Raw genomic sequence first — 15,707 nt, forward strand, 5'->3', positions numbered from 1 at the left:
TCCTCAAAGAGCCTGACGGAAGATGCCTTCAATCTGTTCCTGATTGGCCGGGCGCGGATTGGTCAGGCCGCAGGCGTCTTTCAAGGCATTGGCAGCCAGAGTCGGGATGTCTTCTTCCTTCACGCCCAGCGCCACGAGGCCTGACGGAATTTCCACCGACGCCGACAGTTTGCGGATCGCCGTAATAGCCGCACGGGCACCGTCCTCAGGGGACAGGCCGCGAATATCGGCGCCCATGGCGTGAGCCACGTCGGTCAGGCGCGCAGCACTGACGGCGGCGTTGAAACTTTGCACATGAGGCAGTAATACCGCGTTGCAGACGCCATGGGGCAAATCATAGAAACCGCCCAACTGGTGCGCCATGGCATGCACGTAACCCAGCGAAGCGTTGTTGAACGCCATACCCGCCAGGAACTGCGCATAGGCCATGTTTTCCCGGGCAACGATATCCGTACCGTCAAAAACCGCCTTATGCAGGTTGCCCGCAATCAGGTTCATGGCCTTGATGGCGCAAGCGTCGGTGATCGGGGTAGCAGCGGTCGACACGTAGGCTTCGATGGCGTGGGTCAGTGCGTCCATGCCCGTGGCGGCGGTCAGGGACTTAGGCATGCCGACCATCATCTTCGGGTCGTTCACCGACAGGATCGGCGTGACGTTGCGGTCGATGATCGCCATTTTCACGTGGCGCACTTCATCGGTAATGATGCAGAAGCGAGTCATCTCGCTGGCAGTACCGGCGGTGGTGTTGATTGCGATCAGCGGCAGTTGAGGCTTTTGCGAGCGGTCAACGCCTTCGTAATCGCTGATATGCCCGCCGTTACTGGCGCACAGGGCAATCCCCTTGGCACAGTCATGGGGTGAGCCGCCACCGAGGGAAATCACGAAATCGCATTGGCGCTCTTGCAGCAGCGCGAGGCCTTTTTCCACGTTGCTGATGGTCGGATTGGGCTTGGCACCGTCGTACACCACAGCATCGATCCCCTGCTCCACCAACAGGCCCGCGACCTGAGCCGCGACACCGGCCTTGGCCAGCCCGGCATCGGTGACGATCAGTGCCTTGAGGAACCCGTATTTGCGGATGGCTTGCATGGCTTCATCAATGCAACCGGAGCCAATAATGTTCACGGCGGGAATGAAAAAGGTGCTGCTCATGGCGAATCCTCATCTCTGGCTGGCTCAGGTGTCCGACAAGACGGCGGGTCTGGGACCTTGGGTTTGCCTGTAGCTTCTGCCTTAGCGCAGGCGCAGACGTTGATCCAGCTCAATGAAGCGCAACTGCAGGCTACCGATGGTCGCAACTGTACGGTTGAATCTGTGCATAGCTGTAGACGTACGATTGATCTGACCTGTGGCTATATGCCCATTCTGTATACAAAAAACATTAAAAATGGATTGGGATCATGTCTTCTCGTGAAAACACCGGTATGGCTCTGGGCCTGCTGGGCGTCATCATTTTCAGCCTGACACTGCCGATGACCCGCATCGTGGTGCAGGAACTTCACCCACTGCTCAACGGCATCGGTCGTGCGCTGCTGGCCGCGATTCCGGCGGCGGCGCTGCTGTACTGGCGGCGGGAAAAGTGGCCGACGCGGCAACAACTCAAAGGGCTGGCGCTGGTGATCTTTGGCGTGATCATTGGTTTTCCGGTGCTGTCGGCCTGGGCCATGCAGACCTTGCCCGCCTCTCACGGCGCACTGGTCAACGGCATACAGCCGCTGTTTGTCGCGATCTATGCAGCGTGGCTGTCCCACGAGCGTCCATCCAAGGCCTTCTGGGGCTGCGCGGCACTGGGCAGCGCATTGGTGCTCGCTTATTCGCTGATGAGTGGTGCCGGTGGCATTCAGATAGGTGATCTGTGGATGCTGGCTGCCGTCGCCGTAGGCGGGCTGGGTTACGCGGAAGGTGGCCGACTGGCCAAGGAAATGGGCGGCTGGCAAGTAATCTGCTGGGCCTTGGTGCTGTCGAGCCCTGTGCTGATCGGCCCTTTCATTTATTTCGCCGCACAACACCAGGGGCCTGTGTCCAGCGGGACCTTGTGGGCCTTTGCCTATGTGGCGTTTTTTTCGCAGTTCCTGGGCTTCTTTGCGTGGTATTCAGGGCTGGCGATGGGGGGGATTTCGCGGGTCAGCCAGGTTCAGCTGTTGCAGATCTTCTTCACCATGGCCTTGTCGGCCATGTTCTTTGGCGAACATATCGAACCGATGACCTGGGTTTTCGCCGCTGCCGTCATTGCCACGGTGATGCTGGGGCGCAAGACATCGGTCATTGCGCCGCCAAAACCGGCCACATCCCTCAGCTGAGAAAGCCGTCTGCCTGGAGCAAGGTTTCCAGGCAGTGTTCGGTAATGCCGTAGAACGTCTTGAGTTCCTGAATACGCGCCAGCAACTGCGCCGGGTCGACCGACTCGGCGCGTTTGACCGCCAGGATCATCTTGTTCTTGTTGGTGTGCTCCAGGGAAATGAACTCGAACACCTTGGTTTCGTAGCCACAAGCTTCAAGCAGCAAGGCACGCAGGCTGTCGGTGACCATTTCCGCCTGCTGGCCCATGTGCAAACCGTATTGCAGCATCGGGCGCAGCAAGGTCGGGCTCTGGATCTGCAAACGGATCTGTTTGTGGCAGCACGGCGAGCACATGATGATCGACGCACCAGAACGAATGCCCATATGAATGGCATAGTCAGTGGCGATATCGCAGGCGTGCAGGGCAATCATCACGTCCAGATCGCTGGGCGCCACGCTACGGACGTCGCCATGCTTGAACACCAGACCAGAATGCTCAAGCCGCTCGGCTGCGGCGTTGCACAGGTTCACCATGTCTTCGCGCAGTTCAACGCCGGTAACCTGCCCTTGTGCCTGCAAGGTGTTGCACAGGTAATCGTGGATCGCGAACGTCAGGTAGCCCTTGCCGGAGCCGAAGTCAGCCACCTTGACCGGCTGATCGAGCTGGAGCGGCGATGAGGTCAGGGCATGGGAAAACACTTCGATGAACTTGTTGATCTGCTTCCATTTGCGCGACATGGCCGGGATCAGCTCATGCTGCTTGTTGGTCACGCCCAGATCGGCGAGAAATGGACGGCTGAGTTCCAGATAGCGTTTCTTCTCACGATCATGCCCGGCCGATGGCGCCTCGCGCTCTTGCTGTGCCTTGCTCTTGAACAGCGTGCTCTTGCCCTTCTTGCCGAACTCCAGTTGCACCTCATCGGTCAGCGACAGCAAATGTGCATTTTTAAACGACTCGGGCAGCAAGCCCGCAATGACATCCACCGCCTCTCGCAAGGGGAAGTTCTTGGTGATATCGCGGGTCTTGTAGCGATACACGAATGACAGGCATGGCTGATCCTTGACCGTCAACGGCTTGATGATGACCCGCTGCAACTCAGCTTCGGAGCCCACGTATCTGGCCAGAACCAGTTTGATGAGAGAGTTCTGGGAAAGGCTGGTGTCCAGCAAACCCAGGAACTGCGCGCGATGGTCCGGCGTGGGTCTGGAGGAAGTGGCAGTGGCTGACATCGAAAAACGCCTCGGGCGGCTGGAGCTGAACAGGAAGGGAGCCATTTTAGGCGGGTTGAAGGTTCAGGGTTAATAAATATGTATGACTGATGCCGATCAGTTAAGGCACAAACAAAACGTATGGGAGGCAGCTTGCTGGCAAAAAAGTCTGAAAACCGGCAGATATTCTGCGTCTGTACGTGAAGTCGCCAGCAAGCTGCCTCCCACGAAGTGATTTATGACCGTAACTGACAGGCCTTATCCCAGAACCACCAACCGGTTGCTCAACTCGCCGCGCTCATGGGTCACAGGAACATGATCGGCCAGCAATTCCCCGCAGGCATGGATGCAGCCCAGAAAGCCCTGCACCGCCTGCCCGTCCCGGATCTGCTGGGTAAAGACATCAACCATCGCCTTCCAGATATCGCTGTGCAAGCGAGTGGCAATACCGTGATCCACCAGGATTTCGACGTAGCGCTCTGCCTCGCAGACGAACACCAGAATCCCGGTGCCGCCCACCGCGTTATGCAGGTTCTGTTCGAGAAACAGCCGACGGGCCAGGTTCCCGGCCCGCCAGCGCCGAACCGCGGTCGGGACCAGATGACTGGTGACCGCCGGAATACGGCACAGCAGGGCCACGATGATGAAGGTACTCATCTGCGCCAGCAGCAATTCATTGGCGCTCAGCACATCCATGAAGAAATTGATGACGCCCGGCAGCAACAGGCCGATCAGCCCGGCCCAGACCAGAGGCATGTAGGCGTAGTCATCGGCTCTGGCTGCCAGGACCGTGACCAGTTCGGCATCGGTGCGCAGTTCAAGACGACCAATCGCTTCTGCGACCTGCTGCTGTTCATCTTTATTGAGTAAAGCCATTTCCAGTGTCCTGTTACCAGTTGCCCGAAGCCCCGCCGCCGCCAAATCGGCCCTTGCCGCTTGCCGCCCCTTCGCGTGAAGCGGCACAGACCAGTACGGCCCTTCTCAAGCAGACAAACACAATCAGCAACACACCGACAATCAGCCCTCCGGCAATCTGCCAGGCCACATCGCTGCTGGCCTGCACGTCGTAGACGCTGAATTCGGTCGAGGGCTCGGGTTCGTCCGGTACATGACCGCCCAGCGCCATGATCATGGCCCGCGCGCCACGTTCGATGCCCGTGGCAAAGCGGCTGCGGTTGAATTCCGGGGCAATCAGCATGTTGATGATGAGCGACGCCTGAGCCTCGGTAAGACGATCGTCCAGGGCGGAACCCACCTCGATCAGGACTCTGCGCTTGTCGCGGTCGACAATCAGCAGGGCACTGTTGTCCCGGCCCTGGCTGCCCAATCCCCATGCGCTGCCCAGTCGCGAACCGTAATCCTCGATGGTCGTGCCTTGCAAGTCGACCACGGTAACCAGCACGACCCGCTCCCCGGTCACTTGCTCATGGGCCTGTAGCATTTTCGCCAGACGCACCGTTGCCTGGCTGTCGAGCATTTGCGCCGAGTCGACTACATTGCCCGTCATTGGCGGGAACACCAGAGCGAGCTGTTCGGCCTGCACCTTCAGAGCGCTCCCCCACAACATCGCTATATAAAACATATGCTGTAACACAAACTTCAACACCCGACCTCCGGTGATTTTTTGTTCTATTGGATGGACACGCCTTAGCCAAAATAGAAGTTCCCCGGCATAATCCCTCGCCAACGCCCGAGTCGGTCGAATCTGACTGGATTCGATATGCCTCGGGCAACGAAACGAACAGCGTCTACCCTTCGCGTTGTTTGCACAATAAATGCCAAAGGTCTAAAACCCAAAATCTGGCTACCCGGTATTAAACGCGAGTTACCGGCAAAAGCCTTGAGAAATCATTCATGAATAAGCTGTGTTTATTAGGTCTGCTGGTCGGTTTGGCCAGTCAATCGGTAATGGCCGACGCCACTTCCACTACCGCTCCCTCCGCCAAAGCCACACTGCAAGCCAAGAATGCCTTCATCTCCAACCTGATGAAACAAATGACCCTTGATGAAAAGATCGGTCAGTTGCGCCTTATCAGCATCAGCGGTGAGATGCCTCAGCCGAAAATTCTCAAGGAAATTGCCGCAGGAAGGATCGGCGGAACATTCAACTCCATTACACGCTCGGAAAACCGCCCATTGCAAGAAGCGGCTGTAGCCCATAGCCGTCTGAAGATTCCGATGTTCTTCGCCTATGACGTGATTCATGGCCATCGCACGATTTTCCCGATCAGCCTGGGCATGGCTGCCAGCTGGGACATGGACGCCATCGCGCTGACCGGCCGGATTTCTGCGAAGGAAGCCAGCGCCGACGGCCTGGACATGACCTTTGCCCCCATGGTCGACATCTCCCGTGACCCACGCTGGGGACGCAGCTCCGAAGGCTTCGGCGAGGACACCTATCTGGTGTCGCGTATCTCCGAAGTGATGGTCAAGTCCTTCCAGGGCAAGAGCGTCGCCGCGAACGACAGCATCATGGCAGCCGTCAAACACTTCGCCCTGTATGGCGCGGTCGAAGGCGGGCGTGACTACAACACCGTGGACATGAGCATGACGCGCATGCACCAGGATTACCTGCCACCTTACCGCGCAGCTATCGATGCCGGTGCCGGCGGTGTCATGGTCGCACTCAACTCGATCAACGGTGTTCCGTCCACTTCCAACATGTGGCTGATGCAAGACCTGCTGCGCAAGGACTGGGGCTTCAAAGGCGTGACCATCAGCGACCACGGCGCCATCAAGGAGCTGATCGAACACGGCGTTGCCAAGGACTATCGCGAAGCCGCCAAGCTGGCGATCAAGGCTGGCATCGACCTGAGCATGAACGACGTGGCCTACGGCGAGCAATTGCCCGGTCTGGTGAAGGACGGTGAGGTTTCCATGAAGGAAATCGACAACGCCGTACGTGAAGTGCTGGGCGCCAAGTACGACATGGGCCTGTTCGCAGCGCCTTATGGTCGTATCGGCGTTGCCGCCGATGATCCGGCCGACACTTACTCCGATGATCGCCTGCACCGCGCAGAAGCTCGCGATGTCGCCCGCAAGACTCTGGTGCTGCTGAAGAACCAGAACGAAACCCTGCCACTGAAGAAGCAAGGGACCATCGCCGTGATCGGCGGTCTGGCGAAAAGTCAGCTCGACATGCTGGGCAGCTGGTCCGCAGCCGGCCGGCCGAACCAGTCGGTGACCGTGTATGAAGGCCTGACCAGAGCTGTCGGCGACAAGGCCAAGCTGGTCTATGCCCGTGGCGCGAACGTCAGTGACAACGAGCACATCCTCAACTACCTGAACTTCATCGAACACGAAGTGGAAGTCGATCCACGTCCTGCTCAGGAAATGATCGACGAAGCCGTGAAGGTAGCCGAGCAGTCCGACGTGATCGTGGCCGTTGTAGGTGAGTCCCGTGGCATGTCCCATGAATCGGCAAGCCGCAGCAGCCTGAACATTCCGGGCAAGCAGCGTGATCTGATCAAGGCCCTGAAAGCCACCGGCAAGCCGCTGGTTCTGGTGTTGATGAATGGCCGCCCGCTGGTACTGGTCGACGAACTGGAACAGGCCGATGCCATGCTCGAAACCTGGTTCCCGGGCACCGAAGGCGGTAACGCCGTGGCTGACGTGCTGTTTGGCGACTACAACCCGTCGGGCAAACTGGCCATGTCCTTCCCGCGCTCGATCGGCCAACTGCCGGTCTACTATGCGCACCTGAACACCGGCCGTCCTTACACGCCGGGCAAGCCAGGCAACTACACCTCGCACTACTTCGAGGAACCCAACGGCCCGTTGTTTCCGTTCGGTTATGGCCTGAGCTACACCCAGTTCGATGTCTCCGACGTCAAGCTGTCGGACACCAAGATGGCCCGCAAAGGCAAGCTGACCGCCAGTGTCACCGTCAAGAACACCGGCAAGGTTGCCGGCACCACCATCGTGCAGTTGTACTTGCGTGATGTAGCGGCTTCGATCAGCCGTCCGGTGAAAGAACTGAAGAACTTCGAGAAAGTCACGCTTGAGCCGGGTGAGGAGAAAGTCGTGAACTTCACCCTCAGCGAGAACGACCTGAAGTTCTATGACTCGAAGCTGAAATACGCGGCCGAGCCAGGTGAGTTCAAGGTCATGATCGGCCTCGACTCCGAAGCAGTGAAACAAGCAAGCTTCGATCTGTTGTAAATGCCGATAACGGCGTATTCGTAAGTGCCTGCGCTTGCGAATACGCCCGTTTTGAAACCTCAGGCAGCACACGCAGTATGATCATCAAGCGCAACGTGCGTATTTCCCTGTATATCCTCTTGATCCTGGCGGGCGCCGCCCTGTCGGCCAGTCTGGCCATGCGTCAGGCGCAGCGACATGCCCTGGCACAGGAAGCAACACGTGCCAGCGGGCAAATGGCTCTGTACGCCAACACCCTTCACACCTTGATCGAACGCTATCGCGCCCTCCCCTCGGTGCTGGCGCTCGACGCCGAAATTCGCGCAGCGGTGAGCGGCCCCATCAGCGAAAGCGCCCAGCTCTCACTCAATCGCAAGCTGGAAAAAATCAACGAAACCGCACACTCCTCGTCCCTGGAACTACTTGATCGAAACGGGTTGGCCGTAGGCGCCAGCAACTGGCGACAGCCCAACAGCTATGTCGGGCACAACTACGGGTTTCGCCCTTACTTTCAACAGACCCGGACCCAGGGTATCGGACGCTTCTATGCGGTCGGTGTCACGACAGGCATTCCCGGTTACTTCCTGTCCAATGCCGTGCTGGATGAGGCAGGAGAGTTCGGCGGCGCCATGGTGGTGAAGCTGGAGTTTCCCAATATCGAACAGGAATGGAGCCAGGGCGACGATCTGCTCCTGGTCAGCGATAACAAAGGCATCGTGTTTATCTCCAGCAAAAGCGAATGGCGCTATCGCGAACTGGAACCCATTTCCCTCGAAAACCGTGCAGAACTGCTGCGTACCCGCCAGTACGATAAAAAGCCGCTGTCGCCACTGCGCAGCCGCATCCTCGATCAGGTCGGGCAGCAAAGCCATTTGAGCCGGGTCGACGGCCCCGACGGCACGGTTGATTACCTTTGGCAGTCCATGCCGCTTCCCGATGAAAACTGGACCTTGCACCTGCTGCGCAAACCCCAGATGGTCAATGACGACATACGCAATGCCGCACTGGCCGGCGCGGGTATCTGGCTGACGCTGGTCTTTCTGGGGTTGTTCCTGTACCAGCGCTGGCGACTGTCGAAATTGCGCGAGCGCAGCCGTGACGAACTGGAACGTCAGGTGCAGGAGCGTACCCGTGATTTGCGTACCGCCCAGGAAGGTCTGGTGCAATCGACCAAGCTGGCGGCACTGGGGCAAATGTCCGCGGCACTGGCCCATGAGATCAACCAGCCGCTGACGGCCCAGCGCATGCAACTGGCGACCGTGCGCCTGCTTCTGGATCAGGGCCGTATCGAGGATGCCTGCAAATCCCTTACGCCGCTGGACCAGCAACTGACCCGCATGAGCGCGCTGACCGGGCACCTGAAAACCTTCGCCCGCAAGAGCCCAAGCGGCTTGCGTGAACGTCTGGACCTGGCGACCGTAGTCGATCAGGCCTTGCTGTTGCTGGACCCGCGCATCCGCGAGGAGCGGGTCAGTTGTGTTCTGCATCTGTCACGCCCGGCCTGGGTACGTGGCGATGCAATCCGTCTGGAACAGGTGCTGATCAACCTGCTGCGCAATGCCCTGGATGCCATACGCAATCAACCCCTCAAACGCCTGGAAGTGCGGATAGATGCCCAAGCCGGACACTGGCGTCTGAGTGTCATCGACAGTGGCGGTGGCATTGCGCAGGAACATCTGGGCAATATCTTCGATCCGTTCTTCACCACCAAACCGGTGGGCGACGGGCTTGGCCTCGGGCTGGCGGTATCCTATGCGATCATCCATGAACTCAATGGTCGCCTGACGGCAGAAAACCGGGATAACGGCGCGGTGTTCTGGTTCAGCCTGCCCAATGACTTTATAGAGACTGAAAACGCATGCTGAACTCGGTCATCGTCGTTGACGACGAAGCCCCCATTCGCCAGGCCATTGAGCCATGGCTGACGCTGTCCGGTTTCCAGGTTCAGGTCTACAGCCGCGCCGAGGAATGTCTGGAGCACTTGCCCGAACACTTTCCTGGCGTGATCCTCACCGACGTGCGCATGCCGGGCATGGGCGGCCTTGAGTTGCTGGCCCGCCTGCAAGCGCTGGACAAGGACTTGCCGGTTATCCTGCTGACCGGCCACGGCGATGTGCCCATGGCGGTCGAGGCCATGCGTGAAGGCGCTTACGACTTTCTGGAAAAACCCTTCAGCCCGCAGACCCTGCTCACCAACCTGAGCAGAGCCATGGAAAAACGCCAGCTGGTTCTGGAGAACCGCCGCCTGACCGAACAGGCCGACGCCCGTTCCCAGCTGGATACCACGCTGCTGGGTGTATCGCCCAGCCTGCAAGTCTTGCGACGCAATGTGCTGGAACTGTCGCAACTACCGGTCAACGTGATCATCCGTGGCGAAACCGGCAGCGGCAAGGAACTGGTCGCTCGCTGCCTGCATGACTTCGGCCCTCGCGCCAGCAAGCCTTTTGTCGCCCTCAACTGCGCCGCCATCCCCGAGCATTTGTTCGAAGCCGAACTGTTCGGCCATGAAAGCGGAGCCTTTACCGGCGCTCAAGGCAAGCGTATCGGCAGGCTGGAGTACGCCGACGGCGGCACGCTGTTTCTCGACGAGATCGAAAGCATGCCGATGGCTCAGCAGGTCAAACTGTTGCGCGTGCTGCAGGACAAGCGCCTGGAGCGGCTGGGCTCCAACCGCAGTATTGAAGTTGACCTGCGCATCATCGCCGCGACCAAGCCGGATCTGCTGGAAGAAGCACGGGCTGGACGCTTCCGCGAAGACCTGGCTTATCGCCTGAACGTTGCACAGTTGCATCTGCCGCCCCTGCGTGAGCGACGCGAAGATATCGTGCAGCTCTTCAACCACTTTGCCCGCACCGCCGCTGCCCGCATGGGCCGCGAAGCGCCGGCACTCAGCGCCTTGCAACTGAGCCAGTTGCTCAGCCATGACTGGCCGGGCAATGTCCGCGAACTGGCCAACGCGGCCGAGCGTCAGGCATTGGGGCTGGATATCGCCGAATCACCGCAGCAGGGACAATCCCTGGCGGCGCAGCAGGAAGCATTCGAGGCCCAGTGCCTGCGTGCGTCTCTGGCCCGTCATAAAGGCGATATCAAATCCGTGCTCAATGAGCTGCAACTGCCGCGTCGAACGCTCAACGAAAAAATGCAGCGTCACGGGCTGGTGCGAGAAATGTTTCTGGTATGAAACTATTCATGGAATCGACCGATCAACCTTATCCCCCTTTAGAATCCGGACAGTGACCACGCAAGGAGAAAGCATTACATGATCGTCGGTATAGATTTGGGCACGACCAATAGTCTGGTCGCCGTCTGGCGCGATGGTAAAACCCGACTGGTTGCCAACGCACTGGGCGAGATGCTGACGCCCAGCGTGGTAGGACTGGACGACGATGATCAGATCCTGGTGGGCAAAGCTGCACGCGAACGCCTGCAAACCCATCCGGCCAGAACCGCTGCGCTGTTCAAGCGCCATATGGGCAGCGCGCAAAAGGTCAGCCTGGGATCGAACAGCTATCGGCCCGAAGAGCTCTCGGCACTGGTCTTGAAAAGCCTCAAGGCCGATGTGGAACGTGAGTTCGGTGAACCCGTGACCGAAGCGGTGATCAGCGTGCCGGCCTACTTCAGCGATGCCCAGCGCAAGGCCACTCGCGTGGCTGGCGAACTGGCAGGCCTTAAAGTCGACAAACTGATCAATGAACCCACCGCCGCGGCGCTGGCCTACGGGCTGCACCAGAAGGAAGGCGAAACCTCTTTTCTGGTGTTCGACCTCGGCGGTGGTACCTTCGATATCTCGATCCTTGAGCTGTTCGATGGCGTGATGGAAGTCCGCGCCAGCGCCGGGGATAACTTTCTTGGCGGTGAAGACTTCGACCTCTTGCTGGTCGATCACTTCATTGGTCTGCATCGCGATGAAACCGATTTCCCGCCCCGAACGAACATCGGCCCGTCATTGCGCCGCGAAGCCGAGCGCGTACGTAAAACACTGGGGCAGGATAGCAGCGCCGAATTCGTGCTGCGCCATGCTGATCGTGAATGGCGCAAGACGATTACCCAGGAACAACTGGGCGAGCTGTATGCACCATTGCTCTCGCGTTTGCGCGCCCCCATCGAGCGCGCCCTGCGCGATGCGAAAATCCGCGTAGCCGATCTCGACGAAATACTGCTGGTCGGCGGCACCACGCGCATGCCGCTGATCCGCAAGCTCGCGGCGGGTCTGTTCGGGCGCTTTCCGTCCATTACCCTCAACCCCGATGAAGTGGTCGCGCAGGGTGCAGCCATCCAGGCGGCGCTCAAGCAAAGAGACGCGGCACTGGAAGAGATTGTCCTGACTGACGTGTGCCCTTACACCTTGGGTATCGAAACCTCCAACCGGTTCGGCACCTCCATCGAAAGCGGCCATTACCTGCCGATCATCGAGCGCAACAGCGTGGTGCCGGTCAGCCGTGTCAGAACCGTGCAGACCCTGAGCGACAATCAGAAGCATGTTCTGGTGAAGATTTATCAAGGCGAAAGCCGCTTGGTGAAAGACAACATTGCTCTGGGTGAGCTGGATATTCCGATCCCGCCCGCCAAGGCCGGGGAAGTCGAGTTGAATGTGCGATTCACCTACGACAACAACGGTCTGCTGGAAGCTGACGTGCAAATCCCGATGACCGGCCAGAGCCACAAGCTGGTGATCGAGAACAACCCCGGAGTGATGACCCCGGCGGAAATCCAGGAACGCCTCAAGGTGCTGGAATCGCTCAAGGTTCACCCTCGCGAACAGCAGGTCAATACGCACCTGAGCGCACGCCTGGAGCGGCTGTATCAGGAATATCTGGGCGAAGCCCGGGAAATGATCGGCTACTGGGCCAGCCAGTTTCAGCGAGTGCTGGAAACCCAGGATGAGCGCCAGATCAGCGAAATGCGCAAGAGCCTCGAACAAGAGATCGATCGTTTCGAGCGGGGCGAGAGGTAACAGGGATGAATTGCTGGAGCGTCCTTGAGCTGGACAGAAACGCCGACGAGCGCAGCATCAAACGTCAGTACGCAAAGCTGCTGAAAGTGAACCGGCCCGATGAGGACCCGGACGCCTTTCAGCGATTGCGCGACGCTTATGAGCAGGCGCTGGATCAGGCACGCAATCGCTATGAGGCGGATGAGTATGAGTACGAAGAAGTCGATGCGAGCCCTGAACCGCTCATGCATCTGCAACTCGTCGAGACAGTACAGGTTTCAGAGCCAACGGTTGTCAGCACGCCTCCGCCTGTGGAACAGAGCTGGTACGAGCTGGCTCACAAGACCACAGCTCAGAACCTGCACTCGCAACATCAGTTGGCCAAGGACCTCGGGGCGGATGCGCAGTTTCAGCAGCATCTTGTGCAGCGCTGCCTGATCGATGTTGCCGACAATCTGGAGCTGCTCAAGGCCGCTGTAGCGCAACTGCAATGGCTGACGCCCTGGCAAAAGGTGACGCTGAGTGCTCATCAGGAAAAACGCCTGATCCAGGCCCTGCTCGATGACGTGCTGCCACGCCTGCAAGCGCTGCTGGAAAGCCAGCAGGAGCGCCAGTTCCTGGACGAGCTGAAAACCCTTGAGCAACAACCCTGGCTGGAAAAGCTGGAGCATCGTGAGCACCTTCAGCGCTGGACCATGACCCTGCTGATCAATACGAGGGACTGGACGCCGGCCCTGTTCGAGCGTATCTGCCAGCTCTTTGACTGGGATCAGAAACATTACGCCCCGACCGATCCGCCTTCGCTCTGGCAGCGTCTTGTGGAGCGTTGCGAACGATATGGTTTTGCCAAACGCCTACAAGAGTTGCTGAACGAGAACAGTCATCATGGCGATGCGGCGAAGCTGCTGCTTGAGCCGCCTGCGCTGGATACTCAGTTGCGCATGGCCAGAAACAGCGACCCGGCAGTCTGGCAAGGTTGCGAGCAACTGTCTCAGGACCTGACCTATCGTTACCCCGAGACGCTGGAGCAATACCCGAACGCCGATCTTTCGAGTTGGCGAACGCTGTATGACCAGGTGCATTTCAACACGTACCTGAGAGCCTATCTGTTCGGGTTCGTATTCATTCTGATGGCAGGCATTGTTCCTACGTCCAGAGCCGGAAAGTTTGATCTGCTCTACATGATTTTCACGGCACTCAGCTTGCCAGTGGTGATTCTTCTGGTGGTCCACGTCTTCATGTCGTTCTGGAGGCCGGTTTCCGCCTCCTTTGCATCTGTGGATGAATATCTGAGCAAGCGGTTACTGCCTGGCTGGCTGAGTTGGCCGGGACATCAGGCATTGCTGCTGCGTCATGGTATCCCGGTGATCGTCGCAGGTATCGCCTTCGCCAATAACGGGCCGGTTGCACTGGTCACATACGCAATCACTCTGGCGGCCTGGATAGCCCTTTCGCCCTACCGGATATTCAGGCTCCAGAGCTATTGCGCAGCGAAAACCGGTGGATGGAAACGCATCAAGAGCTACTGCTCGGAAAATATCGGCAAGGGCGTCATGATCATCCTGGGTCTGATGTTCGCCTTTGTACTGGCCGTGCTGATTTTCGGTCCCGGTCACCCTCGCTAGCCCCATACCTTGCTGCCATCGGCAATTTTCCGCTTATCCAGAAAGACCGGATAGGCGGATTTCCGCTCATTTTAATCCCCTTCCCCCTCTGGAACGGGCCTCTCAGGCCTGGCACAACTCCTGCTATAGCTCAGGTCAGGCTGCGTGCAGCTGCCTTCTAAAAATAATGACTTAAGGAACACCATGGATATCTCCAACTCCCTCTCGAAAGAGTCGGCAGGCACCCCCGCCGCTGAAAAATCCACCTCCAGCCGGCTCAAGTCGATCTTCAGCGGCTCGGTCGGCAACATGGTCGAGTGGTATGACTGGTACGTCTATGCCGCTTTCTCGTTGTACTTCGCCAAAGTCTTCTTCCCCAAGGGCGACAGCACCGCTCAACTGCTCAACACCGCTGCAATCTTCGCCGTAGGCTTTCTGATGCGCCCGATCGGTGGCTGGCTGATGGGCCTGTACGCCGACTACAAAGGACGCAAGGCAGCCCTGATGGCGTCGGTACTGCTGATGTGCTTCGGCTCGCTGATCATTGCCCTGACACCGGGTTATGAAACCATCGGTGTCGGCGCTCCGATCCTGCTGGTCTTCGCCCGTCTGCTGCAGGGCCTGTCGGTGGGTGGCGAATATGGCACCTCGGCAACCTACCTCAGTGAAATGGCGACCAAGGAACGTCGCGGCTTTTTCTCCAGCTTCCAGTACGTCACCCTGATTTCCGGCCAGCTCATAGCACTGGCTGTCCTGATCGTGCTGCAACAGGTCCTGACCACCGAAGAACTGCACAGCTGGGGCTGGCGTATCCCGTTCGCCATCGGCGCGCTGTGTGCAGTGGTTGCGCTGTTCCTGCGTCGCGGCATGGAAGAAACAGAGTCCTTTACCCGCAAGCAGAAAGACGACAAGCCTAAAGAAAGCCTGATGCGCACCCTGATGCGTCATCCCAAGGAACTGATGACCGTGGTCGGCCTGACCATGGGCGGCACCCTGGCCTTCTACACCTACACCACCTACATGCAGAAGTATCTGGTGAACACCGTAGGCATGAGCATCAGCGACTCGACCACCATCTCGGCCGCGACGCTGTTCCTGTTCATGCTGCTGCAACCGGTCGTGGGTGGGCTGTCCGACAAGATCGGTCGTCGTCCGATCCTGATCGCCTTCGGCGTACTGGGTACCCTGTGCACCGTGCCGATCCTGACCACCCTGCACACCATCCAGACCTGGTGGGGCGCGTTCTTCCTGATCATGGCCGCACTGATCATCGTCAGCGGCTACACCTCGATCAACGCCGTGGTCAAAGCCGAACTGTTCCCGACCGAAATCCGCGCGCTGGGCGTAGGCCTGCCTTACGCACTGACCGTCTCGATCTTTGGTGGCACGGCTGAATACATTGCACTGTGGTTCAAGAGCATCGGCATGGAAACCGGATACTACTGGTATGTCACGGCCTGTATCGCATGCTCGCTGCTGGTGTATGTATTCATGAAGGACACCCGCAAGCATTCGCGTATCGAAACCGACTGATCTCGTGT

Annotated in this window: 11 protein-coding genes; 7 read left to right on the forward strand and 4 right to left on the reverse strand. The window is 58.7% G+C overall.

From position 1 onward, the window contains the following. Positions 1-3 precede the first annotated feature (3 nt). Positions 4-1,152, reverse strand: a complete 1,149-nt coding sequence (gene yiaY, locus JL015_RS03585; RefSeq protein ID WP_201017430.1) for an L-threonine dehydrogenase — start codon at positions 1,150-1,152, stop codon at positions 4-6. A 248-nt stretch (positions 1,153-1,400) separates the two neighbouring features. On the opposite strand from yiaY, the gene JL015_RS03590 reads away from it, so the two are divergent. Beyond that, positions 1,401-2,300 carry a DMT family transporter gene (locus tag JL015_RS03590; RefSeq protein WP_201017431.1) on the forward strand — a complete coding sequence of 300 codons (900 nt, stop codon included), beginning with the start codon at positions 1,401-1,403 and terminating at the stop codon, positions 2,298-2,300. Here JL015_RS03590 and JL015_RS03595 read toward each other — a convergent pair. From JL015_RS03595 to JL015_RS03605, 3 genes are all read right to left on the reverse strand, one after another. After that, on the reverse strand, positions 2,293-3,510 hold the full coding sequence (locus JL015_RS03595; RefSeq protein ID WP_201017432.1) for a class I SAM-dependent methyltransferase: 1,218 nt from the start codon (positions 3,508-3,510) through the stop codon (positions 2,293-2,295). The genes JL015_RS03590 and JL015_RS03595 overlap by 8 nt on opposite strands. Positions 3,511-3,747: 237 nt before the next feature. Further along, positions 3,748-4,365, reverse strand: a complete 618-nt coding sequence (locus tag JL015_RS03600; RefSeq protein ID WP_201017433.1) for a TPM domain-containing protein — start codon at positions 4,363-4,365, stop codon at positions 3,748-3,750. Positions 4,366-4,378: 13 nt separating this feature from the next. Then, on the reverse strand, positions 4,379-5,071 hold the full coding sequence (locus tag JL015_RS03605; RefSeq protein ID WP_374063366.1) for a TPM domain-containing protein: 693 nt from the start codon (positions 5,069-5,071) through the stop codon (positions 4,379-4,381). Positions 5,072-5,343: 272 nt separating this feature from the next. On the opposite strand from JL015_RS03605, the gene bglX reads away from it, so the two are divergent. The 6 genes from bglX to JL015_RS03635 all read left to right on the forward strand — a co-directional run bounded on the left by bglX (position 5,344) and on the right by JL015_RS03635 (position 15,699). Continuing rightward, positions 5,344-7,650: a beta-glucosidase BglX gene (bglX, locus tag JL015_RS03610; protein WP_201017434.1), complete on the forward strand. Its 2,307-nt coding sequence runs from the start codon at positions 5,344-5,346 to the stop codon at positions 7,648-7,650. A gap of 77 nt (positions 7,651-7,727) precedes the next feature. Continuing rightward, a complete protein-coding gene (locus tag JL015_RS03615) occupies positions 7,728-9,494 on the forward strand; it encodes a sensor histidine kinase (RefSeq protein ID WP_201017435.1) in 1,767 nt (588 codons plus the stop codon). Further along, complete coding sequence (locus tag JL015_RS03620) at positions 9,488-10,810, forward strand: sigma-54-dependent transcriptional regulator (RefSeq protein WP_200986473.1); 1,323 nt, start codon at positions 9,488-9,490, stop codon at positions 10,808-10,810. Before JL015_RS03615 ends, JL015_RS03620 begins: the two co-directional genes overlap by 7 nt. Positions 10,811-10,888: 78 nt before the next feature. After that, positions 10,889-12,583 carry a molecular chaperone HscC gene (locus JL015_RS03625; RefSeq protein WP_201017436.1) on the forward strand — a complete coding sequence of 565 codons (1,695 nt, stop codon included), beginning with the start codon at positions 10,889-10,891 and terminating at the stop codon, positions 12,581-12,583. A gap of 5 nt (positions 12,584-12,588) precedes the next feature. Further along, entirely contained in the window at positions 12,589-14,187 is a 1,599-nt protein-coding gene (locus JL015_RS03630) for a J domain-containing protein (protein WP_201017437.1), read from the forward strand. 183 nt (positions 14,188-14,370) lie between these two features. After that, a complete protein-coding gene (locus JL015_RS03635) occupies positions 14,371-15,699 on the forward strand; it encodes an MFS transporter (RefSeq protein WP_201000217.1) in 1,329 nt (442 codons plus the stop codon). Positions 15,700-15,707: the final 8 nt, after the last annotated feature.

The organism is Pseudomonas cichorii (genome assembly GCF_015471405.1).
Taxonomy (GTDB): domain Bacteria; phylum Pseudomonadota; class Gammaproteobacteria; order Pseudomonadales; family Pseudomonadaceae; genus Aquipseudomonas; species Aquipseudomonas serbiensis.

What these genes read in the sequence shown, in the direction of transcription:
- JL015_RS03620 (WP_200986473.1), top strand. Translation starts at nt 9,488, where the DNA reads ATGCTGAACTCGGTCATCGTCGTTGACGACGAAGCCCCCATTCGCCAG.
- JL015_RS03630 (WP_201017437.1), top strand. Translation starts at nt 12,589, where the DNA reads ATGAATTGCTGGAGCGTCCTTGAGCTGGACAGAAACGCCGACGAGCGC.
- JL015_RS03605 (WP_374063366.1), bottom strand. Translation starts at nt 5,071, where the DNA reads ATGTTTTATATAGCGATGTTGTGGGGGAGCGCTCTGAAGGTGCAGGCC.
- bglX (WP_201017434.1), top strand. Translation starts at nt 5,344, where the DNA reads ATGAATAAGCTGTGTTTATTAGGTCTGCTGGTCGGTTTGGCCAGTCAA.
- JL015_RS03625 (WP_201017436.1), top strand. Translation starts at nt 10,889, where the DNA reads ATGATCGTCGGTATAGATTTGGGCACGACCAATAGTCTGGTCGCCGTC.
- JL015_RS03590 (WP_201017431.1), top strand. Translation starts at nt 1,401, where the DNA reads ATGTCTTCTCGTGAAAACACCGGTATGGCTCTGGGCCTGCTGGGCGTC.
- JL015_RS03600 (WP_201017433.1), bottom strand. Translation starts at nt 4,365, where the DNA reads ATGGCTTTACTCAATAAAGATGAACAGCAGCAGGTCGCAGAAGCGATT.
- yiaY (WP_201017430.1), bottom strand. Translation starts at nt 1,152, where the DNA reads ATGAGCAGCACCTTTTTCATTCCCGCCGTGAACATTATTGGCTCCGGT.
- JL015_RS03595 (WP_201017432.1), bottom strand. Translation starts at nt 3,510, where the DNA reads ATGTCAGCCACTGCCACTTCCTCCAGACCCACGCCGGACCATCGCGCG.
- JL015_RS03635 (WP_201000217.1), top strand. Translation starts at nt 14,371, where the DNA reads ATGGATATCTCCAACTCCCTCTCGAAAGAGTCGGCAGGCACCCCCGCC.
- JL015_RS03615 (WP_201017435.1), top strand. Translation starts at nt 7,728, where the DNA reads ATGATCATCAAGCGCAACGTGCGTATTTCCCTGTATATCCTCTTGATC.